The following is a 23,952-nucleotide window of genomic DNA, read 5'->3' on the forward strand; positions in this document are numbered from 1 at the left end:
CTCCGGATAGCCTGTCGTTTTCGCTCCGGTCGGTGGCTCCATAGCCACCGACCGCTTTCGTCGTTCCGGTGACGGTGCGGCTGCATCCCGCCGGGTCGTCCGCGGCCACTTCATCGGATACGGCGCCGCCGTTGTCACGACAGGATTTCCAACGTATTGCCGGCCACATCCAGCGGCTGTGCAAGCAACCATTTCAGGCAGGACTGTGCGGATGAACAAGGCATGAGCGACATCAAGGTGGAACGCCTTAGCAAGCGGTTCAACGAGACGGCGGCGCTCAACGCCGTTTCGCTCGATTTCCCCAAGGGGTCCTTTACCGCGCTGCTCGGGCCGTCCGGTTGCGGCAAGACCACGATGCTGCGGCTGATTGCCGGCTTCGAGGCGCCGAGCGAGGGCCGCGTGCTGTTCGGCGACCGGTTGATGGCCGATCCCCAGCGGCAGGTGCCGCCGGAAGCGCGCGGCGTCGGCGTCGTCTTCCAGTCCTACGCGCTCTGGCCGCATATGGATGTGGCCGGGAACGTCGCCTATCCGCTGAAGGCCCGGCATGTGAAGCAGGGCGAGATCGCTGCCCGTGTCGGCGCTGTCCTCGAGATCGTCGGCCTCGACGGCTTCGAAAAGCGTCGCATCGAGGAACTGTCGGGCGGCCAGCGCCAGCGTGTAGCGCTGGCGCGCTGTCTGGTCGCCGACGCTGGGATCATCCTGTTCGACGAACCGCTTGCCAATCTCGACATGCATTTACGTGCGTCGATGGTCGATGCATTCCGCGATGTCCACCGCCGCACCGGCGCCACCATCGTCTATGTCACCCACGACCAGGCCGAGGCGCTGGCGCTGGCCGACCGTGTCGCGGTGCTGAGCCAGGGCCGGTTGCTGCAGGCGGCGCCGCCGCGGGAGGTCTATCGCGCGCCGGCCGATGCGACTGTCGCGGGCTTCATCGGCAGAGGCTCCATCGTTTCGGGCAGAGCGATCGGCCATGGCAATGGCGTCACGACAGTCGAGATCGCCGGGCATCGTGTCACGGCGCGAAGCGCCGAGGGGCAGGAGGGACCGGTCAAGGTCCTGCTGCGGCCGGAAGCCTTGCGGCTTTCATCCGAGGGGCTGCCGGCAACGGTGCTCGACAGCATCTATCGCGGCCCGGTCTATGAGGCGCGGCTGGCCTTGCCGGAGGCGGGACAGGAATTACTGATCGACAGCGCCGAGGCGTTGGCGGTGGGGCAGAAGGTGCGGGTGGCCGTGTCTGATGGCTGGATCATCCCTGGAAGCTGAGAGCCCTACCTCCAGGGCAGCACGCCCGCCGGTAGCCGCCGCCCGAAACGGTCGAGCACAAGCAGCAGGACAACAACGACGACAATCGTTGAGACGGCGATCGCCGCTGCCTGCGTTCCCAGCCCGGCCTCCTCGAGGCTGAACAGCACCACGCCCAGCGTCTCGTTGCCGCTCGACCAGAGCAGGGCCGAGACGGTGAGTTCATTGAAGGCGCTCATGAAGACCAGCAGTCCGCCCGCCACCGCCGCCGGCGCGGCAAGCGGCGCGGTGATCGTGGCAAGCCGGCGAAGCGGGCGGGCACCCGACACCGCCGCCGCCTCGTCAAGGTCGCGCGAAATCTGTCCGACCGCCGTCGTCACCGGCTTCAGGGCGAGGGTGAAGAATCGCATCGTATAAGCGACCAGGATGATAGATGCAGTCGCATAGAGGCTGCCGATCAGCGGCAGCGGGCGCAGGAACAGGAGAATGCAGGAGATGGCCAGGACGACGCCTGGAACCGCATAGGGCAGGTCGACAATACCGTTGATGACATGGCGCCAGCGCTGGCCGAACCGTTCGAGCACCACGGTGACCGGGATGACGCCGATGGCAAGGATCAGCGCCGCGCCGCCGGCAAACAGAATGGAGTTGCGGAAGGCGCGCACGGTCGACGCCTGCTGGACCAGCACCTCGGCATAGTTGGACGCGGTCAGCGTCGCCCAGCCAAGCGGCACCCCGAAGGACGGCACCAGCGAGGTCGCCAGCAGCGCGCAAGCCGGAAGCACGAGGATGAGCCCGATCACCAGCCAGCCGAGGACAGCGAGCGGCAGGCGGGAGCGGCCGAGCTCAAACCGCGCCGGCGTACCGACGGTGAAACGATGGGCAGCACCACGCAGGGCCAGCGACTGGCAGGCGACGCCGGCCAGTGCGAGCACGCCGACCAGCACCGACAGTGCCGCGATCTGCGGCAGGACGCCGGGCCCGAAGCTCGACAGGTCCTGATAGATCAGCGTCGGCAGGGTCAGGTAATTGACGGGCATTCCGAGCAGAGCGGGGATGCCGAAATTGCCGACGCCGGAAACGAAGGCGAGGGCGGCCGCCGCCACGATGTAGGGCCGGATGACCGGCAGCACGATGGTCCACAGCACCGCAAGCGGCCTCGCCCCGGACGCCCTTGCGGCCTCGACGAGATCGCGCGGCACCCGGGCAAGCCCGGCCCGCAGCGTGATGAACACGATCGGCGCGTGCTGAACCGCGTAGAGCAGGATGATGCCGTTGCGGCCAAGCATCGGATTGGGCGTACCAGGCGGCGGCGCCATGCCGATCATGCCGAGAAGCGTTGACGACGGTCCGAACAGATGCAGCCATGACAGGGCGGTGACCTGCGGCGCGATCATCAGCGGCAGCAACAGCAGGAAGCCCAGGGTTTTTCGCCCCGGCAGGTCGGTCATGGTGACCGCGATGGCGAACGGACCGCCGAGGCAGACCGCCAGAACGGCGCCGAAGAAGGCCGTGTCCAGCGTGTGCCACATCGCACGCAAGGCCGCAGGCTTGGCGAGGCGCTCGGCGAATGCGCCGAAGTCGAGTTCGCCGCCGGGCGCGATGGCCGCGACGACGAGGCGAGCCATCGGCAGCAGGCTGAGCAGCGCGATGACCAGCAAGACGGCAAGGGCAGACGCACGCATTCCCGGCGTGGCCCGCATCCCCGTCGTATGTCCGTGCCATGGGGGCACGGACATACGCTGCCTTGGGAGGCTATCGTGTGCGGACACCGGTGATTACTGAGCCATCACGGCGCTGAATTTTTCCTTGTTCGCGACGTCGTTGGCGAGTGCGGCGGCGGCATCATAGCCGAGCACCTTGATCGACGAACGATCGGGATAGCCGGCGGGCAAGGCAATGTCGGCGCGCGCCGGAATATAGCCCATCCTGGCGGCCACTTCCTGCCCGTCCTTGGACAGGAGGAAATCGACGAAGGCCTTCGCGGCTGCGGTGTCCTTGGCGGTCGACAGAATGGCAACCGGCTCGGTGACCGCCGAAACGCCTTCCTTCGGGAACACGAACTCGACCGGAGCGCCCTTGGCCTTCTCGCGAATGGGCATGTAATCGACGATCATGCCGAACAGCTTGTCGCCGCCGCTGACAGCCTTCAGTACGTCGCCATTGCCGCCGCTTGCCTGGGCGCCGTTCTTGGCCAGCGCACCGTAATAGTCCCAGCCCTCGGGCAGATTGCCGGTCAGGGTCACGGTATGGATCATCGCCGCGCCCGAGGTCAGCGGGCTCGGCATCGCCACCAGGCCCTTCGCCTCCGGCTTCGTCAGGTCTTCCCAACTCGCCGGGACGAAGGGCGCCTTGGTGTTGTAGACGATGCCGGTGGTGATCAGCTTGGTCGAGAAATAGGTCTTGTCCTTGTCGTAAAGGGCGGCGTCGATGCCGGAGACATCGGCCTGTGGATAGGCGAGCAGGCGCCCTTCCTTCTTCAGCCCTTCCATGGTGACGACATCGGCGATCAGGAGCACGTCCGCCTGCTGCTGGCCGGCTTCGATCTCGGCGCGCAGCTTGGCCAGGATCTTCGGCGTACCGTCGCGGACCCACTCGACCTTTATGCCGGGATTCTTCGCCATGAAGGCGTCGACGGTCTGCTGGGCGTCTGTGTTGGGCTGGCTGGTGTAGAGCACGAGCTTGCCGTCGGCGGCCGAAGCAGCTCCGACAGCGGATGCCAGGAATATGGCGGCGAAAACTATCTTGCGCATGAAAAATCCCACCTCTCAATAGTCGCGAAAAGAGCATCAGCCTCAAGCGGGCCGGATGCGAGAAAGCTCTCCCTATCGTCGCAGGATAACTGTATTGTGACAGGACGGCACCGGGAAAATGGGAGGTTTCCCGGTGGCGGCATGCCGCGTCCGGCGACCCGGTCAACGCCTGGGAAAGAGGAGGAGCTTTCCGGGCAAGCCGTCATCAAGACGTTATGAATCCCCCCTATTCGGAACTCAACAGCAGGCGGCTGCCATCTCGCGATGCACAGCTGTGCAACAGGTGAAGAATGACAAAGGAAAACTTCCTCCAACTGAACGGTGTCAGTGCCGGGTATGGTGCGTCGCGCGTTCTGGACGGAATAGATCTCACGATCGCCAGGGGCGAGTTCGTTGCCCTGCTTGGGTCTTCCGGCTGCGGCAAGACCACGCTGCTGCGCGCAATTGCCGGCTTCGTTTCGCCGAGCGCCGGGTCGATCAAGGTGGCGGACAAGGACGTGACGGGATTGCCACCGGACAAGCGTGGCATGGCGCTGGTATTCCAGTCCTATGCGCTGTGGCCGCACATGACGGTGGCGCAGAATATCGGCTACGGGCTGAAGCTGCAGCGGCATGCGCGCAGCGAGATTGCGCGGCGCGTCGGCGACATGGAAAAGCTGCTCGGGCTCGACGGGCTTGGTGATCGCAAGCCGGCACAGCTTTCGGGCGGCCAGCGCCAGCGCGTCGCCCTCGGCCGGGCGCTGGCCATCGATCCGGAAATCCTGCTGCTCGACGAGCCGCTGTCCAATCTGGACGCACGCATCAGGCTGACCGTGCGTCACGAAATCCGCGCGCTGCAGAAGCGTCTTGGCATCACCGCCGTGCATGTCACGCATGATCGTGAGGAAGCCATGGTGATGGCCGACCGCATCGTCATCCTCGATGCCGGGCGCATCGCGCAACAGGGCACCCCCGAGGCGGTCTACAGCCGTCCCGCCTCCACCTTCGTCGCCGCCTTCATGGGCGCGGAGAACCGGGTGGAACTATGGGGCCTGCCGTCATCCGGCCGTTTCGAGATAGAGGCCGGACCGGCAAACGCTGCCTGTGCGGTACCGCTCGACGGGCGTCCCTTGGCACGCGGCTTCGTCGAAGCGCGCTTCCGCGCCGAAGCCGCACAACTCGCTCCCGCCAGCACAGCCGGCAGCGCCGCGGCTGGAACCCTCGAACTGTCAGGTCATGTCGAGAGCGTAAGCTATCCCGGTGGCCTCTGGCGCCATGCGGTCAGGGTCGGCGACGACATGATCCTCGTCGATGCGCACAAGGCCTTCGGGCAGGGCGAGGCCGTCAAGGTCCGCATCCCGTCCGATGTGCTTTTCCTGTTCAACGCGCAGGAGGCTCCGCCGCCTGCGTCACCCCGTTCCCGGCCGGGCGGCGCCAAAAGCCGCTCCCTGGAAACATCCGAAGCCTAGGTCCTAACTCCAACTTTTTGACCCAACAGGAGACCTATCCATGAAGACAATCCTGCAGGCCGCGCTGGTTCTCGGCCTCGTGGCGTCACCCGCCACGGCCGCTGAACTCACCGTGCTGACCGCCGGCGACCAGAACATGGTCGACTATATCAACGACTATCTCGGGCCGCTGTTCGAGAAGGAAAATCCGGGCAACACGGTGCGCGTCGTCGGCACCGGCCCGGGCGATGCCGGGTCGCAGAAGATCACCGAGCGCTTCAAGGCGCAGGCCGATGCCGGTTCGGAAAAGTGGGACACGGACGTTGCCGTCGTGCACGAGAAGTTCGCCGGCCCGATGGTGACCGCGGGCTATCTCGAAGCCTATCGTCCGAAGATCGACACCGGCAAGATGGTGACGCGCGCCAACGCCGACATGGCGCTGGGTAGCAATGTCTCGGGCTATGTCATGCCGATGTTCAACAGCCAGACGGCGATCGCCTACAATCCGGCCATGGTTCCCAATCCGCCAAAGAGCTACGACGAACTGGTCGCCTGGGCCAAGGAACATCCCAAGCAGTTCGGCTACAACGGTATCAAGGGCGGCGCTTCCGGCGTCAGCTTCGTCATGGGCTGGATCTACGCCTATGGCGAAGGCGACGCCAACAAGCTGATGAACGGCCCGTTCGACGAGGCCGAGACCAAGAAGTGGGACAAGGCCTTCGCCAGCCTGAAGGAGTTCACCACCAATGCCACGCTGACGCCGGGCAATGCCGGCACGCTCGACATGCTGTCGCGCGGCGAGATCGCCATGGGGCCGGTCTGGGTCGACATGTTCTATTCCTGGCAGGCCGATGGCCGGCTTCCGCCCGAACTCAAGCTGGTGCTGCCGGCGCCCGGCATGCCGGGACAGCCGATGCACTACGTGATCCCGGCCAAGAGCGCGAACGCGGCGCTGGCCGAGAAGTTCGTGGCGCTGGCGACGAGCCCGGAAGTGCAGGCCGACGGCATCGTCAAGAAGTTCAACTGGTATCCGGGCATCGACGCCGATTTCGTCAAGCCGAAGCTCGACGAGGCGACCTGGAACAAGCTGTTCGTCGACATTTCGCCGGAAGACCTGGCGAAATACGGCAAGCCTTTCCCGATCGCGCCCTACAACAGCGCGATCCTCGAAGCCTATGAGCGTCTGACCGCGAATTGAGCTGGATGACCGAGTTCTGAACCCGGACCGCCCGGCACAGAGCCGGGCGGTTTCTGCCTTTTTGAAATCCTTGCGAGAGTCCATCGATGTCGAAACGACTTTTCGGTCTGTTCCTCGTCCTGCCCGCGCTGGCGGTGATCGTGCTGCTGTTCATCGTGCCGCTTGCCGCGTCGGTCATCGGCGCGTTCGAGGTGACGGGAACCTATGGCCTGGGGAATTTCGTCAAGGCCTTCGAACTCTACCGCAACGACACGATCTTCACCGTCCTCATCGTCAGCCTGTCGACGGTGCTGATCGGCCTGTTCTCCATCGCCATCGGCGGATACCTGACGCTTGGCGAAAATCCGCGCGCCGTGGCGATCCTGCGCTGGCTCTATCGCTGGCCGATGTTCATACCCTTCATCGTCGTCGGCCAGATCCTGCGCACCTTCCTCGCCAAGAACGGCCTGATGAACAATCTGCTCATCAATGCAGGCATCATCACCCCGCTGCAGGCGACCGGCTTCCTCGACTGGCGGGGCATCGTCATCGCCTTCGTCTGGAAGCAGGTTCCCTTCGTCGCCCTGCTGGTCGCCGGCGCCATGGCGTCGATCGACCGCGGCACCATCGAAGCCGCCCGCAATCTCGGCGCCTCGCGGCTGCGCATCCTCATCGAGATCGTCGTGCCGCAGGTTGCCACGACGCTGCTGGTCGGCCTCATCCTGTTTTTCGTCACGATGATGTCGGTGCTGTCGGTGCCGCTGATGGTCAATGCCCAGTCGCCGACCATGCTGACCGCCGACATCGCCTTCCGCATCAACGCCTATGGCGATTACGGCGTCGCCAACGCGCTCGGCCTGATCTCGCTGGTCATCACCTCGGGCGTAGCGTGGATCTATCTGCGCCATACGATGAAGGAGCGCGCATGAGCCTCGCCGTACCCTCCATCCAGCGGAAGCTGAGGGTCGACCTGTGGTGGCTGCCAAGGGCCCTCATCCTCGGCCTGCTTGCCTTCATCATCTTCGGGCCACTGCTGAACCTGTTGCTGTGGACGGTGGCGGAACGCTGGTACTTTCCGCATGTGCTGCCGCTCGACTATGGCTTCAGCGTCTGGACGCGGGTGTTCTCGTCGCGCGGCAACGCCATGGATTCACTAAAGAACAGCATCCTGGTGGCAGTGCTGACGGTCATCGTGTCGCTGGCGCTGGCCATTCCTGCCGGCTACGCGCTGGCACGGCTGAAACTGCCGCTGCGCAGCCTGATCCTGTTGGCCTTCCTGATACCGCAGGCGTTTCCGAACCTGCCCGTCTACGTCAACGTCGCCCGCCTCTTTTACCAGATCGGCCTCAACGGCACGATCAGCGGCGTGGTGCTGGTGCATGCGGTGCATGGCCTCGTCTATGCGGTGTGGATCGCCACGGCGGCCTTCTCCGCCGTCGATGTCGAACTGGAACAGGCAGCGCGTTCGATCGGCGCCGGGGCGTTTCGCGCCTTTCGCGACGTGACCTTGCCGCTGGCCATGCCCGGCCTGATGGCCAGCGCGATCTTCGTCTTCCTGGAGTCGCTCGACGAATTCACCGGCAGCTATTTCGTCGGCGCGCCCGACGTGAACATGCTGCCACTGCTGCTCTATTCGGCGGGCGCCGGCGGCAACTACCAGATCGCCTCGATCACCGCGCTTCTGCTACTGATCCCGTCGATCGGTTTCATGCTGATCGTGGAACGGTTCCTGAAAGCCGACGTGCTGTCCAAGGTCGGTCATTGAGGAGCAAGCAAGGATGACAGACGGCAAGGGCAAGAACCTCGACAAGATGCGTTCCGTCAGTGCGCAGCATGTCGCGCGCCAGGCCGGCGTGTCGCGCTCGGCGGTATCGCGCGCCTTCACGCCCGGCGCCAGCGTGGCCACCGAAACGCGCGAAAAGATCATGCGAGCCGCCGAAGCTCTCGGCTATCAGGTCAACGATCTGGCGCGCGGCCTGCTCGCCAACCAGAGCCGGCTGGTGGGACTGGTGGTGACGAAGCCGGAGGTCGGCTTTCGCGCGCATCTCGCCGCCGCATTGACCAAGGCGCTGATCCATCGCGGCAATGTGCCGGTCATCATCAACACCGGCCAGACCGAGCAGGAACTGATCGCCGCCCAGAAGACGCTGCTTGGCCACCGCGCCGAAGCGACAATCATCCTCTCCGGCTCGCCACCTTCGTCGTTCTTCGAGCTGGCGCGGCGCAACGGCCAGCCGCTTGTCGTGATCGGCCGCTCGGAACCCGAAGCCGACCATATCCAGACCGATGGCGGTGAGGCGGCAAAGCTCGCTGCAGCCCTTTTCGTCGCGGGCGGCATGACCAGGCTCGGCCTGGCCGGATCGCTGTCGGGCACGCCCAACATCACCGAACGCGAGGATGCGTTTTGCGCCGAGGCGAAGCGTCTTGGCGCGGACGTCGCGGTTAGCCGTGGCAACGACACCGACTATGCCGGTGGGTTGCAGGCTGGGCGGGACCTGCTCGACCGTCGGGAACGGCCGCGGGCGATCTTCTGCGTCAACGACCTCATCGCCTTCGGCGTCATGGACCATGCCCGCCAGCTGGGACTTGCAATACCCGGCGATCTCGCGGTGATCGGCTTCGACGATGTTCCGGAGGCTTCGTGGCTGGCCTATCAGTTGACCACCTTTCGTCAGGATCCTGAATCCATGGCCGCGCGGGCTGTCGCCCTGCTCGATCTGCGCCAGCGGGAGCCGAACCTGGCTCCCGTTCGCGAACGAATCAGCGTGCCGCTGGTCGTGCGTGCCAGCTTCGTTCCACCCGCGTGACCGCCAACATATCGACCAACCCGTTCCGAATCCGCAGCGACAGGCCTCGACTTATGAAAATCATCCAGATCTCCGATCTTCACCTGGTTCCACCCGGCGGCCTTCTTTTTGGCACCGATCCTTTGTCCAGGCTGGAAGCCTGCCTTGCCGACATCAACAGCAACCATGCCGACGCCGAACTGGTGGTGATTTCCGGCGACCTCGCCAATGACGGCGAGCGTGCCGCCTATGCCGCGCTGAGAGATCGGGTGGCAAGGTTCGTGCCGCCCTGCCGGCTGATGCTGGGCAACCACGACGACCGCGCACTCTTCCTCGAGATGTTTCCGGAAGCAAACCCCGAAGGCGGTTTCGTCCAGAGCGTCGTCGACACGAAGCAAGGCCGGCTGATCCTGTTGGACACGCTGGAAAGCGGACTTGTCGAAGGCAAGCTGGGAGAGGCGCGGCTGCGCTGGCTGGATGAGAGGCTGCATGAGGTGGCCGACCGGCCGGCCTTCATCTTCATGCATCATCCGCCCTTCGACATTCACATGCCGGAACTCGATCGCGTGCGGCTCGCCGACGCCGATGCGTTTCATGATGTGCTGGCGCGCCATGGCAATGTCCGCCACATCTTCGCCGGGCATGTCCACCGCCTCATCGCTGGCAGCTGGCGCGGCATACCGGTCAGCACCCTGCGCGGCACCAATCATCAGACCGCGCTCGACTTTTCGGAACACTGGAGGCTCGGCCTCGAACCGCCCGCCTATGCGGTGATCTTCATTGATGCGGACGGCGTCGTGGTGCATTTCCACGATTTTCCGCTCGCGGCTTAGATCGGAGAGCCATCGCGTCGCGGATGACGGGAAGTCGTTGCCCGCGCCCTGTGCTTCGGATATCCGGATACGCAGGCTGCTAACGCCGACAACATTTCAAACGGAGCCCTTCAATGACACGCAAGACGATCCTCAAATTCGGGGCGGTGGAAAACGCTGATGGCGGCGATCTGGCCGGATGGGTCGTGGTCGAGGGCAAGCCGACCATGAAGACCGCCGTGCAGCACACGACAGCCGACGGCAAGGTCATGTCTGGTACCTGGCAGGCCACGCCTGGCACGTATCACGCGACCTACAGCGATTATGAATTCGTGCACATGATCGCCGGCCGCATCATCATCACGCCGGATGGCGGCGAGCCTGTCGAAGTCGGCCCCGGAGACGCCTTCGTGGTGGAAGCCGATTTCAAGGGGACGTGGAAGATCATCGAGCCGGTGACGAAGCACTTCGTCGTCAAGGTCGACTGAAAGAGCCCTCGCGATCTTTGAAAAAGCCCGCCATGGTTTGCCATGGCGGGCTTTTTTGCGGCAGTTGCTGCCTGCGGACGCAGTCACGGCCTACCTATCGGCAACGCCGCCCAGGTCTCCGCGATGGCGACGACGGCGGCATTGATCGGCCCGCTTGGGATCGTCGGGATCACCGAGGCGTCGACCACGAAGGCATTGTCGAAGCCGTTCAGCCGGAGATCCGGGTCGACGACGGCCTCGGCATCCCTGCCCATCCGGCATGTGCCGGCCGGATGGTGATGGGTTGATGCCGCCTTGGCGATGAAGGCATCGAGTTCGCCGTCCGATTGCACGGCTAGGCCCGGCAGGACCTCGGCTTCGCGCCATTCGTCCAGTGCCGCATGATGGCCGACAGTACGTGCCATTTTCAGCGCTTCCCGGAAAACCGCGCGATCATGCTCGGTCTCGAGATAATGCGGATCGATGATCGGCGCATCGTTGCGGCCCGGTCCGGACGGCGTGATGCTGCCACGGCTTGTCGGATGGGTGACGCCGCAAAGGATGGTGAAGGCCGAGCCATAGGGCGGGGCCGCCAGCCCCTCGGCCGCTGACGGCGCAACGACACAGGCAAGCGCGATATCCGGACTTCCGGACGCGCGGGTCGGATCGCCGCTGTGCAGGTACATCAGCGATTCCGAGTGCTGCAGGCGGGACGGCGGCACCGGCTTTTTCGCGGCGTAGACATTGCCGAGCGCCAGCAGATGGTCCTGCAGATTGCGGCCAACCTCGGTGCGATCGGCCAGGCAGCGTATCCCTGCCTGCTTCAGTGTATCCGGGTAGCCAATGCCGGAGCGCATCAGGATGAGCGGCGTGGACACGGCGCCGGCGCAAAGGACGATGCGGTCGGCCGAAACCGTCCTTGTCTCACCCTCGCACACCATGATCGCGCCCGTGATCTTGTGGCCGTCCAGCACGAGATGCTCGACCTCGTGGCCGGTGAGCAAGGTCAGGTTCGGCCGCGCCATGACCTCTGGTGGCAGGTAGGCATCGGCGACGCTCAGGCGCTTGCCGTCGCGGATGTTCAGCGAATTGGGACTGGTGCCGACGAGCTCGCCGCTGTTGTGGTCCGTGAGGGTGGGAACGCCGATGGCTGTTCCGGCGGCGATATAGGCGCGCACGACAGGACTGACCTCGGCATCGGGCAGATAGACGTCCAGCGGACCCTTCCTGCCGCGCGTCGGCCCTTCGAAAGCCGTGAAGGCTTCGCCGCGGATGAAACCCGGCAGCAATCCCCGGTAGGACCAGCGCTCGCCGCCGGCTTGTGCCCAAGGGGCAAAATCGTCGGGATGCCCGCGCACATAAGCCATGGCGTGCAGGCAACTCGATCCGCCGACGATTTTTCCACGCGGCCATTCATGGATACGGTTGGCCGTGAAGGGTTGCGGCACGGTCCGGTAAGCCCAGTCATAGGCGCGGCCCTGGATCATCGTCCATTTCAACGGGTCGGCGATGTCGGGGTCATCGGGCATCGTGCCGGCTTCGATAAGGCCGACCCGGCACGTCTCGTCTTCACTGAGCCGGCTGGCAACGACCGAGCCGGCTGATCCCGCGCCAATGACCAGCACGTCGAAATGACGTTTCAATGTGGAGTTCCCCGTACAGGCTTGTTGTCAGCGCCGATGCGATCACGCCGCGAAGGCGCCGGCATTCGACCGTTCCATGATCTGCCTCTGCACGGACAGAAGATGCGCGCGCATCGCCGCCTCGGCCGCCTCGGGATCGCGCTGCGAGATCGCCTCGGCAATCATGCGATGCTCACCATCGCGCTGGGCGATCCGCTTGGGGCAGGTCGGGGCGGTGGTGCGCGCGACCTTCACCCGGGCGTCGATCCCGACCTGGCGCAGCATCTTGTAGAATTCGGCGGCGAGGTGGTTGCGGGCGGCGGCAACGATGGCGAGGTGGAAGGCGAAGTCGACCTCGCCCGACGGAGCATTCTCCGGCGTGGTCGCCGCATCGAGGATCCGGGCGGTCTCGAAGGAGGAGGCGCGTAGCGATGCCAGCCTGGCCAAGCCCGGTTCCATGATCAGGCGCAGTTCCAGAACCTCGATGGGGTTGGTGACCCGAACCAGTTCCTCGCCATAGCGGGGAAGCGCGGTCGGCGCGCGCCTGACCCGCGCCGGTTTCAGGTCGCCCGAGTGGCGCAGGACTTCCAGCGCCTTGCGGAGCTGGTGGCGCTTGACGTTCAGGTGCTCGGCCAGGTCGCGCTCGGACGGCAGTTTGCCGCCGCCCTGCTGCACCTGGCGGATTGCGGCAATGATGTCGTCGAGATCCGATGGTCCGGCCTGCGGCTCGAATGCGCTCAAAACCAAATCTCCTGTCCGTTCGGCGGATGCCGACTAATGTCCTGATATCTTAGCGTGACACGAAACCTGATGGAACCGGCACTCAACCAATTCAACCAATCTACATATGTACGCGGTGGTTGACAACACCAGTTGCGCGATGGTTGACTGCCCCTGTCGACGGTTGCCATCGCGGCTGGCCGTCCTTTTCCCGAGGATAAACCATGCCGGCTGGCGAAACCTTCGACTACGTCATTGTCGGCGCGGGATCGGCGGGGTGCGTGCTGGCAAATCGGCTGAGCGAAGACCCTTCCGTATCGGTCCTGCTGCTGGAGGCGGGCGATTGGGACCGCGATCCGATGATCCATATTCCGCTCGGCTGGGGCAAGATCCTGACCGAACGGCGTCACGACTGGATGTATTTCTGCGAACCCGAGGCCAATGTCGGCGGACGCAAGGTCGAATGCGCGCGCGGCAAGGTCATTGGCGGTTCCTCCTCCACCAATGCCATGGCCTATGTCCGCGGCAATCGCGGCGATTACGATCGCTGGGCGGCGAGCGGGCTGACCGATTGGGGCTTCGACAAGGTGCTGCCCTATTTCAAGAAGCAGGAGCGCTGGGAAAAGGGCGCAAGCCAGTATCGCGGCGGCGACGGGCCGCTCAACACCCAGTTCTGCCGCTACAAGGATGAGCTGATCGACGCTTTCGCCACGGCAAGCAGGGATGCCGGGTACCCGCAGACCGACGACTATAACGGCGCTATCCAGGAGGGCTTTGGCCGCCTGCAGATGACCATCGCCAATGGCCGTCGCTGCTCGACCGCCTCCGCCTATCTGCGGCCCGCCATGCGCCGGGGCAACGTGCGGGTGCTGACCGGCGCGATGGCGACGAGGATCCTGCTCAAGGATGGGCGCGCCACCGGCATAGCCTATACCAAGGGCGGGGCGGGGCACGAGGTGTTCGCGCGGCGCGAGGTCCTGCTTGCCGGCGGCGTCATCAACACGCCGCAACTGCTGATGCTGTCTGGAATTGGCGACGCTGCCGAGCTTGCCGCGCATGGTATCGAGACGAAGGTCGATCGTCCCCAGGTCGGCAAGAATTTGCAGGACCATGTTTCGGTCATCCTGATGTACCGGCGCAAGCAGCCAGGGCCATTCCTCAAGATGATGCGGGCGGATCGCATCGGCCTGGATTTCGTCAAGACCTATCTCACCGGCAGGGGCTTTTCGGCCGATGTGCCGGGCGGGGTCGTTGCGTTCCTGAAAAGCGATGCGAGCCGGCCGCTGCCGGACGTTCAGCTGCTTTTCACCGCCGCCCCTCTGGGGGCATGGCCGTATATGGCGCCGTTCAAGGCGCCGTTCGCCGACGGCTTCGCAACGCGCGTCGTCGCCGTCCAGCCGGACAGCCGGGGCAGCGTCAAGCTGGCGTCGAGCGACCCGCTCGCCGCGCCGCTCATCCACCAGAACTTCCTGTCCTCGCCGCGTGACTGGCAATCGCTGCGCGCCGGCTTTCGCGTTGCGCGCAACCTCGCCGCGCAAGCGTCCATGGTGCCGTTCGTCGGCGCGGAATTCTTCCCGGGTCCGAAATGCGAGAGCGACGACGAGATCGACGAGCATATCCGCAAGACATCGATCACAGTGCATCATCCGGCCGGCACCTGCCGCATGGGGGTCGATCCGGCTTCGGTGGTCGATCCGGAATTGCGCGTGCGCGGCATTGCCGGCCTTCGCGCCGTGGACGCCTCGGTGATGCCGGATCTCGTATGCGGCAACATCAATGCGGCGGTCATCATGATCGCCGAAAAGGCCGCCGATCTGATCCGCAGCCGCGCTCGGCAGAGCGTGGCTGCCTGATAACAGCGACCGAAATGCAACCAAGTTCCTTTGGTTGAGATTGAAAATCTGACTTGGTTGATCTGCCGTGTGGCTTCGTGCGGCCGTTGGATTCGGCGCTGTTCGCCGAATTTGCGCATTTTATGTGCTGTTATCGCCGACTTTTGCCTGTTTTGAGGCATTTTTCTACAAAGAGCGAGCCTCAACCAGAAACTTCAAAAATTCGCATTTTTGGGATTGTCGAGTAAAACCAATGCGAATACGGTTGAGTTGGTTAGAAGCATTTTCCTCGCGACGAGAGGTGTCCGACATGTCCATGGCGCAGCCAGCCAACGATACGCTCACCAACAAGAAAGCAGCGCTCAAGGGCCTCTATGATGCCCTCTATGCAAAGAACATGTTTCCCTTCTGGGCAACGTCGGAAGGCGTCGATCATGACGAGATCAAACAGTTGATGGCGACATCGAAGGCGGTTCCGTTCGTCTGGTCCTATTCGGACATCGAGCCGCTGCTGCAGCGCGCCGCCGAACTGGTGACCATGGACGACAGCGAGCGCCGGTCGCTGATCCTGGTCAATCCCGGCCTTGCGCCCAAGCGCGCCTCGGTCAGCACGATGTACACCGCCTATCGTCTGAACGATCCGGACGAGATCATGCCGCCGCACAAGCATTCGCCGAGCGCCATCCGCTTCGGCCTGACCGGCAAGGGCAACTTCACCGGCGTCGAGGGCGAGGACGTGGTCTTCGGCCCCGGTGACATGGTGCTGACGCCCAACGACGCCTGGCACAATCACGGCACGGTGGGCGGCGAACAGGCGGTCAACCTTTCGGTGCTCGACCTGCCGCTGGTCGAGACGCTGCATGCCGTGCATTTCGATCACAAATACACCGAGATGGTCGACGGCAAGGAAGTCGAGAAGAAGGTGCAGACCGCGCGCTATCCGAGCGACTATTCGCAGCGCATCTATGGCGAGGGCGGCCTGATGCCGCGTTTCGTCGACCACAAGCGCGGTGGCGGCCTGTCGTCGCCGATGTATGTCTATCGCTGGGAGAAGATGGAAGCGGTTCTCGACGCCCACAAGGATTGGGACGGCGACCCCCATGAAGGCATCGTCATCGACTATGTCGATCCGACCACCGGCGGGCCGGTGTTCCGCACCATCAACTTCTACGTCCAGATGCTGCGCCCCGGCGAGAAGACGCTGCCGCAGCGCGAGACCGCCAGCCTGCTGCTGGCGCCTTTCTGCGGCAACGGCCATTCGATCATCGACGGCAAGCGCTACGACTGGAACCAGTTCGACACCATCGCCATCCCTGGCGGATCATGGGTCGAGCATGTCAACGGCTCTTCGACCGAGCCGGTGATCTTCTTCGGCGCCACCGATGCGCCGACGCAGAAGGCGCTGCTTCTCTACAAGCGTTGGGGCCGCAACCAGGCCGGCGACCTTCTCCGCCTCGCCTGATCCTGCCCTTCGGCAGGCAATGCCGCGCCGCTACCGGCGGCGCGGGCATCGGAAATCACGTTTCAGCAGCAAGGGCGTACGCATTTGGTCTCCGCGTTCAACACCAAGCAAATCGGCCATGTGGATTGCCCGGGCGGCGGCCAGGTCTGGATCGACGGCAATATCCTCTATATCGGCCATATGCGGCCGCCGAGCGGCACGACGCTCGTCGACATTTCCGACCCGCGCAATCCCCGCAAGATAACCACGATCGATGTTCCGCCCGGCTGGCACTCGCACAAGGTGCGCGCCAAGGACGGGCTGATGATCATCAACCACGAGCGCTTCGGCAATGAAGGTCCCGCCGATTTCGGCGGTGGGCTGGCGCTCTACGACACCACCAAGCCGGCGCAGCCGAAGTTGATCTCGAAATGGCTGACCGGCGGCAAGGGCGTCCACCGCTACGATTTCGACGGCCGCTACGCCTACATCTCGCCGACCGCCGACGGCTATGTCGGCAACATCGTGATGATCCTGGACCTCATCGATCCGGCACATCCGGTGGAGGTCGGGCGCTGGTGGATTCCCGGCCAGTGGACGGGCGGCGGCGAAGAGTATCCCTGGCACGACTATGTCACGCCGCGCTGCCATCATCCATTGCGCATGGGCGACCGGCTCTATGTCAGCTACTGGCACCATGGCCTGTTCATCCTCGACATTTCGGACATGACGAAGCCGAAGCTGGTCTCGCACGTCAATTCGAGCCCGAGCTTCCCGCATCCCACTCACACCTGCCTGCCGATCCCGCAGCCGCTCAAGGGCCGCAACATCATGGTGGTGGCGGATGAGGATGTTGCCAAGCTGCGGCCGTCGGCGCCCGCCTTTACCTGGATCTACGACATCACCGACGAGACCAACCCGTTGCCCATCTCGACCTTCCAGGTGCCGGGCCTCGATGTGGATGGCTCGCCGCAGCCGCAGATGACCGGCTGCCACCAGCCGTCCGAACGGTTCACGGGTACGATCATTCCATTCGCATGGTTCGCCCAGGGGCTCCGGCTGGTCGACATCGCCGACCCGTTCGCGCCGAAGGAAGTCGGCCATTACATGCCCGACGCGCCGGCAGGCGCCGAGCGTTCCTCATCCAACGACGTGACCATCGACCATCGTGGCATCGTCTATCTGATCGACCGAATCCGTGGGGTAGACATTATCGAGACGACTGTTCTGTAGGAGTGGGCATTGAGCGACAGCGGCAAAAAATCAGCGACGCACTATGCGATTGGCAAGAAGAACCCGAACCTGCCGTTTCATCCGGCGGTGCGGGCAGGAGACTTCATTTTCGTCTCGGGCCAGGTGCCGAAGGACGAGAACAACAACATGATCAGCGGCACGATCGAGGAAGAAACCCTGGCGACGCTGAAGACGATCGCGCGTGTCATAGCCGACGAAGGCGCGACGCTGTCGGATGTGGTCAGGATCACCACCTATCTCGAGGATACGCGCGACTTCGGCCGCTACAACAAGGCGTTCCTCGAAGGCATTGGCGACGCGGTGCTGGCGCGCACGACCGTCGAAGCGAAGGCCGTCATCAACACCAAGATCGAAATGGACGCCATCGTCTACAAGCCGCTGCCTGCCGGCAAGTAGGACACGACCACAAGCGAGGAGACGACATGTACAAGCTTTTAGGCCGCCAGACATCAGGCAACGTCCAGAAGGTGCTCTTCATGCTGGAGGAGCTTGGCGCCGCGTACACGCGCGAGGACTACGGCCGCCAGTTCGAGAACACGCAGACGGCGGAATACAAGGCTCTCAACCCTACCTCCAAGGTGCCGACACTGGTCGATGGCGACACCGTGATATGGGAGTCCAACACCATCCTGCGTTATCTGGCGGCTGTCGGCGGCGAGCACCTGACCGGCGCCACGCCGGCGGAAAAGACCGAGGTCGAGCGCTGGATGGATTTCCTGCTGGCCGCCGTCAATCCCGGTTATCTCGCTGCCTTCAAGGGCGCCAAGCTGACGCCGGAAGAACAGACCTCCGAGTACAAGGAACAGGTCAAGGACCTCGTCGCGCAGCTCAAGATCGTCGACGGCCATCTTGCCGGCAAGGATTTCCTGGCGCTCGGCAAGCTGACCCTTGCCGACATCGCCTGCGCGCCGATCCTGAAGCGTTGCGTCGATTTCAAGATCGAGCGGCCGTCGATGCCCAATCTGGAGCGTTGGGTCGCCGCGATCGCCGCACGCCCCGCCTTCAAGGCGGCAACCACTGCCACGCCTGCAAAGGCCGCATGATGATCAAGCGCGCCGCCCTCATCGGACTAGGCACGATGGGTCCGGGCATTGCCGCGCGGCTTTCGCGCGGCGGGCTCGATGTCACGGCGTACGACGTTGCGCCGGCGGCCGTCGAGCGTGCCCGCGGCATGTTCGATCTCGCCGGCGGCGTGCTCGACCGTCTCGACATCAAGGCGCCCGAAGCCGGCGCGGGTAGCGTGCGGTTCGTGGAGACGATCGCCGAGGCCGTCGAAGGCGCCGAACTCGTCATCGAGAACGTTCCAGAGAATATCGACATCAAGGCTCAGACCTATCGCGACATCGATCCGCTGATCGGTCCGGAGGTCATCGTCGCATCCGATACGTCGGGAATCCCGATCACCAAGCTGCAGGCGCATATCTCGCATCCCGAGCGGATGGTGGGCATGCACTGGTCGAACCCGCCGCACATCATCCCTATGATCGAGGTGATCGCCGGCGAGAAGACGGCCCCGCGAACCGTGGCCGTTATCCGCGACCTGATCCGCTCGATCGGCCTGCTGCCGGTGGTGGTGAAGAAGGACGTTCCGGGCTTCGTCGAGAACCGCGTGCTTTATGCCCTGCTGCGCGAGGCGGTAGACCTCGTCGAACGCGGCGTCATCGAGCCGGAAGACCTCGACACCTGCGTGTCCTGGGGCATCGGCTACAAGATCGCCGTGATCGGCCCGATGGCGCTGCTCGATATGGCGGGGCTGGACATCTACAAGTCCGTCTCGTCCTTCCTGAACGCGGACCTTTCCAACCGCGACGATGTCGCTGACATGGTGCTGGAGAAGACCAACGCGTCGAAGTTCGGCATCAAGTCGGGCGAGGGCATGTTCTCCTATACGCCCGAGCAGACCAAGGCGCTGCAGGCGGAACGGGCGCGCAAGCTCGTCGCGGTGCGGCGCATCCTGGAAGGCCGGGAGTAGGCGATGGTACACAAGGTGCACGAGGCTGGCCGGGTTGGAGACTTCTTCCGGGCGGCCGTTTGTGCGAGGTGCGCCTCCGCTGGCCAGAGGGCGCGGTCGAAGACAATGCGCGAGGCCGGCCATGCGCATTGAAACCATTCGCGCCGCCGGCGGCAGGCCAGCCCATATCCGCCATGACGACCTGATCTCGGCCAAGGGCGTGTCGGTGGTCATGGCCAAGCAACTGGTGCTTCAGAACATCGATCTTTCGGTGCCCAAGGGATCATTCGTGTCTCTCATCGGTCCTTCCGGCTGCGGCAAGAGCACCTTGCTCAAGGTGTTGGCGGGACTGGTCAATCCGACAAGCGGCAGCGTTTCGATCGCCGGGCTTTCGCCTGTCGAGGCTGCGCGCAAGCGCATGATCGGCCTCGTCTTCCAGGACGCCAATCTGCTGCCGTGGAAGAATGCCGTCGACAATGCGTCGATGCTGCTCGGCATTGCCGACAAGTCGCTATCGCGCGCGGATTTGCGGGCGCGCGGACAGGAGATGCTGGAACTGGTGGGGCTGGGCGACAGCGCCCACAAGCGGCCCAACGAATTGTCGGGCGGCATGCGCCAGCGGGTTGCCATCGCCCGCGCGCTGGCGCTCGACCCGGCGGTGCTCTTGATGGACGAGCCGTTCGGCGCGTTGGACGCCATCACCCGCGATTCGATGGGCCAGTCGCTGCTGGAGATCTGGCAGCGCACCGGCAAGACGATCGTGCTCGTCACCCATTCCATCGACGAGGCCATCCATCTGTCTCGTCACGTTCATGTCCTGGGGATCAAGCCGGGGCGCATCACCGAAAGCCTCGACATCGGCCTGCCCTATCCGCGCGACCTGACCGTTACGGAAGACCCGGAATTCGTCAGGCTGGTGGTTCAGCTGCGGACCATGCTGCGCGCCAGCCATCAGCCGGGAGGCGCGTCGTGAGCGATCAACCCGTCACCAATCTTTCCGAGCCGCGGCCCGCCTCCAACTGGAGTGCCGCCACAGGCAGCTGGCTTCCGGCGGTCATCCTCCTGCTGGTGACGATCGTTGCCTGGGAAGCCGCCGTACGCATCTTCGCCATATCCGCTTTCATCATTCCCGCCCCGTCCGAGATCGCGAAATCCCTGGTCGCGCAATGGGCAACGCTGATGCAGGCGACACTGGTGACGGCGGGCGAAATCCTGTTCGGTTTCGTGGTTTCGGTCGTGGTCGGCGTTGCCATTGCGCTGGTCATCGTGCGCTTCGACTGGCTGGGGCGCGCGCTCTATCCGCTTGTCGTGCTGTTCCAGAACGTGCCCAAGGTGGCGCTGGCGCCGATCTTCATCCTCTGGTTCGGCTATGGGCTGGCGCCCAAGATCGGCCTGATCCTGGTCATCGCCTTCTTTCCGGTGACGCTGTCGATGCTGGCGGGCATGCAGTCGGTCGACCGCTCGCTGCTGTCGCTGATGAATTCGGTCGGCGCCAGTCAAACGCAGATCCTGTTCAGGATCCGTGTCCCGCATTCGCTGCCCAACCTGATGGCCGGCACCAAGATCGCGGCGACCCTGAGCGTCATCGGCGCGATCGTTGGCGAGTTCGCCGGCGCTTCGGATGGGCTCGGCTACGTCATCCAGTTCGCCTCCACCCAACTCGACACGGCACTGGTGTTCGCGGCGCTGCTGCTCGTCTCGATACTGGGCATCGCCTTCTACTACGCCGCCGAGATTCTCGAACGCATCGTGGTGCCCTGGGCACCGAAATTCAGCCACGCCTAGGTTTCCTGGGCCAGCCAACGTGAAGAAGGATCGATCAATGCTTAGACGCTCACTCATCAAGGCAGCCGCGCTTGCGGCATGTGTCGGTGCCATCGGTTTCTCGAATGCGGCCCTGGCGGCCGACAAGGTCAGCGTCCAGCTCGACTGGGTGGTGCGCGGCAACCACGCCATGTTCTTCGTCGGCAAGGAAAAGGGGTTTTTCGCCAAGAACGACATCGACGTTTCCGAGATCCGCAAGGGCTCGGGTTCGCCCGACGCCATGCGGCTGGTGGGCAATGAGAACGCGGATTTCGGTTTTGGCGATCTGCCCACGCTAGCCGTCGCGCGATCGCAGAATGTGCCTGTCGTGGCGCTCGCGGCCGTCAATCAGCACTCGCCGCTGGCGATCATTTCGCTGGCCAAGACGGTCAAGCTTGCCAAGCCGGCCGACCTCAAGGGCCTGACGATAGGCATTCATCCCGCCGGGTCGACCTACATCTTCTTCAAGGGCTTCCTGGCCGCCAACGGCCTGACCGAGAAGGACATGACGCTGAACAGCGTCTCGCCGCCCTACGAAAGCTACCTGCTCCTGGGCCGGGTCCAGACGGTGGTCGGCTATGTCGACGCCGAGGTTCCCGAACTTGAGGCCAAAGCCGGCGGCCCCGGCTCGCTCAGCATCATGCTGGGCGCTGATCATGGTTGGAAAGCCTATGGCTCCGGCCTGTTCACCTCGGAGAAGATGATCAAGGACAAGCCGGAAGTCGTCGCCCGCTTTGTCAAGGCTTACAGGGAGGCCTTCGACTATGTCGTGGCACATCCCGAAGAGGCAGCCGAGATCACCGCCAAGGCTGCCCCAGGCTATGCCGACAAGAAGGACGTGCTCCTGGCGCAGATCAATGCCGACATCGCCTCGACCTTCACCAGTCCCGACACCAAGGAACATGGCCTCGGCTGGATGACCAAGACCCAATGGGAGGAGACCCTGAAGACGCTCACCGATCAGGGCGTGCTCAAGGCCTCGCTGTCGGCGGACGACGTCTTCACCGACAAGTTCCTGGCGAAGGAATAGGACGAGCGATGTTCGAGCGGGCAGGTCGATGAGCGCCTACCGGCAGACCAGGCTGTCCTGCTCGACATTGCAGGACAGGGCGCGCGCACCCTTGGCCGCATCGGTACGGTCGAGCGTGATCTGCACGCGGGTGGCGTATGCGCGGCCCGACAGGCCACACCAAATCCGTTCGACGGGCAGGTTCTCACGCTTGTCGTTAAGGATGGTAAACGTGCCGGTCTTGGGATCGAACCAGAGCTCTACGCGAGCGCTCTTGCCGGGTTCAACCGTCGCGATCCCGGCCGAATACCAGTGGGCAAAGTCGGCGTTGCAGGACACACCTTCCTTGCCCGCATTCGAAATCGTCAGCGGCACCATGGCGAGCCCATCGGTGCCTTTGCGTACGATGACATGGTGCAACTCAACCGCGTTGGCGAGGGATGTGAACGCCAGCAGCACCGGGAGAACATAACGAATTTTCACTTTGCCTGAGCTCCGTAGGTAAATTTGTACGGGCAGTCTATCTCGCTTCCGCGCAATAACAATAAGAATATTGATTGGCAATCAACAGAGAGGGTAACATGTTAAAGCTTCTTAAGAGCAGTGTAAGTGCAATTATACTGAGCGGTGTCTTGCTCGGCGGCGCGTTCGCCGGCGAAGTCAAGTCGATCGCCATCCTGACGCCCGAAGAAGGCACGGATTATGGCTGGAACCAGCAGGGCATCGATGCCGCGAAGGCGGCGGGCAAGGCCGCCGGCGTCGAAGTGGTCGTCGCCCAGGGCCTCGGCTATGGCGACGTTCGTCCGACCCTGCGGGAACTGGCGTCCGATGGCGCCAGCCTGCTGATCGCGCACGCCAGCGGCTACAATACCTCGGCGCCTGAAATCGCCAAGGAATTGAAAGTTCCGGTGGCGATCGTCGACACCCCCAACGGCCTGGAGAAGGGCCTCGTCGCCGACTACACGCTGAGCGGTCACCAGGGTGCCTATCTTGCCGGCCGTCTTGCCGCCAAGATGTCGCGCTCGAAGTCGGTCGGCATCGTTGTCTCGGGTGAACCCCCGTCGTGGAACTCGCAGTCGGCGGCATTCGCACAGGGTGTCAAGGCCGAGAATCCGGCCGTCAAGATCACCTACGCGGTGATCGGACCGGCTGCCTACAGCGATGCGGCCGGCGGCAAGCGCGTCACCGAAAGCGTGATCGCGTCAGGCGCCGACATCATCTTCGGCCAGGGCAATGGTTCGAGCTTCGGCATGCTGCAGGCGGTCGAGACCACCAAGGCCGCCGATGGCGGCAAGGTCTATTTCATAGACGTCATCGGCGACAAGTCGCCGATCGACAAGGGCTTCCTGCTGTCATCGGTGGTGTGGAACATCGAGCCGGTCTATGCGGCGATGATCGCCGACCTCAAGGCCGACACGTTCGGCACCAAGCACTATGCGATCGGCCTCAAGGACGACTCGGTCAAGCTCCTGAAGACCGCCGCGATCCCGGACAATGTCTGGGCTGAAATCCAGGCGGTGCGCGAAGACGTCATCTCCGGCAAGATCAAGGTCGATCCGGTGTTTGACGCGGCCGCCGTCAGGGCGCTGATGACAAGCGTCGCCCAGTAACGCGATCAAAAGTCAGCTGCCGGAGGGGCGATCGGTTCGCCCC

At 63.9% G+C, this 23,952-nt stretch carries 23 protein-coding genes; 18 read left to right on the forward strand and 5 right to left on the reverse strand.

Features of this window, described 5'->3' with window-relative positions; genetic code table 11:
• The first annotated feature begins 222 nt into the window (after positions 1 to 222).
• Entirely contained in the window at positions 223 to 1,266 is a 1,044-nt protein-coding gene (locus ACO07C_RS20780) for an ABC transporter ATP-binding protein (protein WP_421916026.1), read from the forward strand.
• Between the two features lie 5 nt (positions 1,267 to 1,271).
• Here ACO07C_RS20780 and ACO07C_RS20785 read toward each other — a convergent pair whose 3' ends face one another.
• Together ACO07C_RS20785 and ACO07C_RS20790 are read right to left on the reverse strand one after the other, a co-directional pair.
• Complete coding sequence (locus ACO07C_RS20785; protein ID WP_421916027.1) at positions 1,272 to 2,930, reverse strand: ABC transporter permease; 1,659 nt, start codon at positions 2,928 to 2,930, stop codon at positions 1,272 to 1,274.
• A gap of 93 nt (positions 2,931 to 3,023) precedes the next feature.
• Complete coding sequence (locus ACO07C_RS20790; RefSeq protein WP_421916028.1) at positions 3,024 to 3,998, reverse strand: ABC transporter substrate-binding protein; 975 nt, start codon at positions 3,996 to 3,998, stop codon at positions 3,024 to 3,026.
• 290 nt (positions 3,999 to 4,288) lie between these two features.
• Between ACO07C_RS20790 and ACO07C_RS20795 the strand changes: the two genes are divergently transcribed.
• The 7 genes from ACO07C_RS20795 (at position 4,289) to ACO07C_RS20825 (ending at position 10,688) form a co-directional block, all read left to right on the forward strand.
• The gene (locus tag ACO07C_RS20795; protein ID WP_421916029.1) at positions 4,289 to 5,446 is read left to right on the forward strand and encodes an ABC transporter ATP-binding protein; all 1,158 of its coding nucleotides are present in this window, start codon (positions 4,289 to 4,291) and stop codon (positions 5,444 to 5,446) included.
• Positions 5,447 to 5,486: 40 nt separating this feature from the next.
• The gene (locus ACO07C_RS20800) at positions 5,487 to 6,623 is read left to right on the forward strand and encodes an extracellular solute-binding protein (RefSeq protein ID WP_421916031.1); all 1,137 of its coding nucleotides are present in this window, start codon (positions 5,487 to 5,489) and stop codon (positions 6,621 to 6,623) included.
• A gap of 86 nt (positions 6,624 to 6,709) precedes the next feature.
• Complete coding sequence (locus ACO07C_RS20805) at positions 6,710 to 7,531, forward strand: ABC transporter permease (RefSeq protein ID WP_421916032.1); 822 nt, start codon at positions 6,710 to 6,712, stop codon at positions 7,529 to 7,531.
• Complete coding sequence (locus tag ACO07C_RS20810) at positions 7,528 to 8,367, forward strand: ABC transporter permease (RefSeq protein WP_421916033.1); 840 nt, start codon at positions 7,528 to 7,530, stop codon at positions 8,365 to 8,367. The genes ACO07C_RS20805 and ACO07C_RS20810 overlap by 4 nt, the downstream gene beginning before the upstream one ends.
• Before the next feature lie 13 nt (positions 8,368 to 8,380).
• A complete protein-coding gene (locus ACO07C_RS20815; RefSeq protein ID WP_421916034.1) occupies positions 8,381 to 9,409 on the forward strand; it encodes a LacI family DNA-binding transcriptional regulator in 1,029 nt (342 codons plus the stop codon).
• A gap of 53 nt (positions 9,410 to 9,462) precedes the next feature.
• Positions 9,463 to 10,221 (forward strand): phosphodiesterase, encoded by a 759-nt coding sequence (locus tag ACO07C_RS20820; RefSeq protein ID WP_421916035.1) that lies wholly within the window; start codon positions 9,463 to 9,465, stop codon positions 10,219 to 10,221.
• Positions 10,222 to 10,334: 113 nt separating this feature from the next.
• Complete coding sequence (locus tag ACO07C_RS20825) at positions 10,335 to 10,688, forward strand: cupin domain-containing protein (protein WP_421916036.1); 354 nt, start codon at positions 10,335 to 10,337, stop codon at positions 10,686 to 10,688.
• Between the two features lie 83 nt (positions 10,689 to 10,771).
• Here the strand turns inward: ACO07C_RS20825 and ACO07C_RS20830 are convergent, their stop codons facing one another.
• Complete coding sequence (locus ACO07C_RS20830) at positions 10,772 to 12,310, reverse strand: GMC family oxidoreductase (RefSeq protein WP_421916037.1); 1,539 nt, start codon at positions 12,308 to 12,310, stop codon at positions 10,772 to 10,774.
• A 42-nt stretch (positions 12,311 to 12,352) separates the two neighbouring features.
• Positions 12,353 to 13,030 carry a FadR/GntR family transcriptional regulator gene (locus ACO07C_RS20835; protein ID WP_421916038.1) on the reverse strand — a complete coding sequence of 226 codons (678 nt, stop codon included), beginning with the start codon at positions 13,028 to 13,030 and terminating at the stop codon, positions 12,353 to 12,355.
• A 203-nt stretch (positions 13,031 to 13,233) separates the two neighbouring features.
• Between ACO07C_RS20835 and ACO07C_RS20840 the strand changes: the two genes are divergently transcribed.
• From ACO07C_RS20840 to ACO07C_RS20880, 9 genes are all read left to right on the forward strand, one after another.
• Positions 13,234 to 14,862, forward strand: coding sequence for a GMC family oxidoreductase (locus ACO07C_RS20840; RefSeq protein WP_421916040.1), 1,629 nt, complete (start codon positions 13,234 to 13,236; stop codon positions 14,860 to 14,862).
• Positions 14,863 to 15,151: 289 nt separating this feature from the next.
• The gene (locus tag ACO07C_RS20845; protein WP_421916041.1) at positions 15,152 to 16,303 is read left to right on the forward strand and encodes a cupin domain-containing protein; all 1,152 of its coding nucleotides are present in this window, start codon (positions 15,152 to 15,154) and stop codon (positions 16,301 to 16,303) included.
• 84 nt (positions 16,304 to 16,387) lie between these two features.
• The gene (locus tag ACO07C_RS20850) at positions 16,388 to 17,515 is read left to right on the forward strand and encodes an LVIVD repeat-containing protein (protein WP_421916042.1); all 1,128 of its coding nucleotides are present in this window, start codon (positions 16,388 to 16,390) and stop codon (positions 17,513 to 17,515) included.
• Between the two features lie 9 nt (positions 17,516 to 17,524).
• Positions 17,525 to 17,932, forward strand: a complete 408-nt coding sequence (locus ACO07C_RS20855) for a RidA family protein (protein WP_421916043.1) — start codon at positions 17,525 to 17,527, stop codon at positions 17,930 to 17,932.
• 26 nt (positions 17,933 to 17,958) lie between these two features.
• Complete coding sequence (locus tag ACO07C_RS20860) at positions 17,959 to 18,579, forward strand: glutathione S-transferase family protein (RefSeq protein WP_421916044.1); 621 nt, start codon at positions 17,959 to 17,961, stop codon at positions 18,577 to 18,579.
• On the forward strand, positions 18,579 to 19,508 hold the full coding sequence (gene fhmpcd1, locus ACO07C_RS20865; RefSeq protein WP_421917579.1) for a 5-formyl-3-hydroxy-2-methylpyridine 4-carboxylate 5-dehydrogenase: 930 nt from the start codon (positions 18,579 to 18,581) through the stop codon (positions 19,506 to 19,508). Before ACO07C_RS20860 ends, fhmpcd1 begins: the two co-directional genes overlap by 1 nt.
• Positions 19,509 to 19,629: 121 nt before the next feature.
• On the forward strand, positions 19,630 to 20,460 hold the full coding sequence (locus ACO07C_RS20870) for an ABC transporter ATP-binding protein (protein ID WP_421916045.1): 831 nt from the start codon (positions 19,630 to 19,632) through the stop codon (positions 20,458 to 20,460).
• Positions 20,457 to 21,272, forward strand: a complete 816-nt coding sequence (locus tag ACO07C_RS20875; RefSeq protein ID WP_421916046.1) for an ABC transporter permease — start codon at positions 20,457 to 20,459, stop codon at positions 21,270 to 21,272. The genes ACO07C_RS20870 and ACO07C_RS20875 overlap by 4 nt, the downstream gene beginning before the upstream one ends.
• A gap of 37 nt (positions 21,273 to 21,309) precedes the next feature.
• On the forward strand, positions 21,310 to 22,320 hold the full coding sequence (locus ACO07C_RS20880; RefSeq protein ID WP_421916047.1) for an ABC transporter substrate-binding protein: 1,011 nt from the start codon (positions 21,310 to 21,312) through the stop codon (positions 22,318 to 22,320).
• A gap of 36 nt (positions 22,321 to 22,356) precedes the next feature.
• On the opposite strand, the gene ACO07C_RS20885 is transcribed toward ACO07C_RS20880, so the two are convergent.
• Positions 22,357 to 22,782, reverse strand: coding sequence for a hypothetical protein (locus ACO07C_RS20885; protein ID WP_421916048.1), 426 nt, complete (start codon positions 22,780 to 22,782; stop codon positions 22,357 to 22,359).
• Positions 22,783 to 22,880: 98 nt separating this feature from the next.
• Here ACO07C_RS20885 and ACO07C_RS20890 point away from each other — a divergent pair, with 98 nt between their 5' ends.
• Complete coding sequence (locus tag ACO07C_RS20890; protein WP_421916049.1) at positions 22,881 to 23,909, forward strand: putative B6 ABC transporter substrate-binding protein; 1,029 nt, start codon at positions 22,881 to 22,883, stop codon at positions 23,907 to 23,909.
• Positions 23,910 to 23,952: the final 43 nt, after the last annotated feature.

This window comes from Mesorhizobium sp. (assembly GCF_965229135.1).
Taxonomy (GTDB): Bacteria; Pseudomonadota; Alphaproteobacteria; order Rhizobiales; family Rhizobiaceae; genus Mesorhizobium.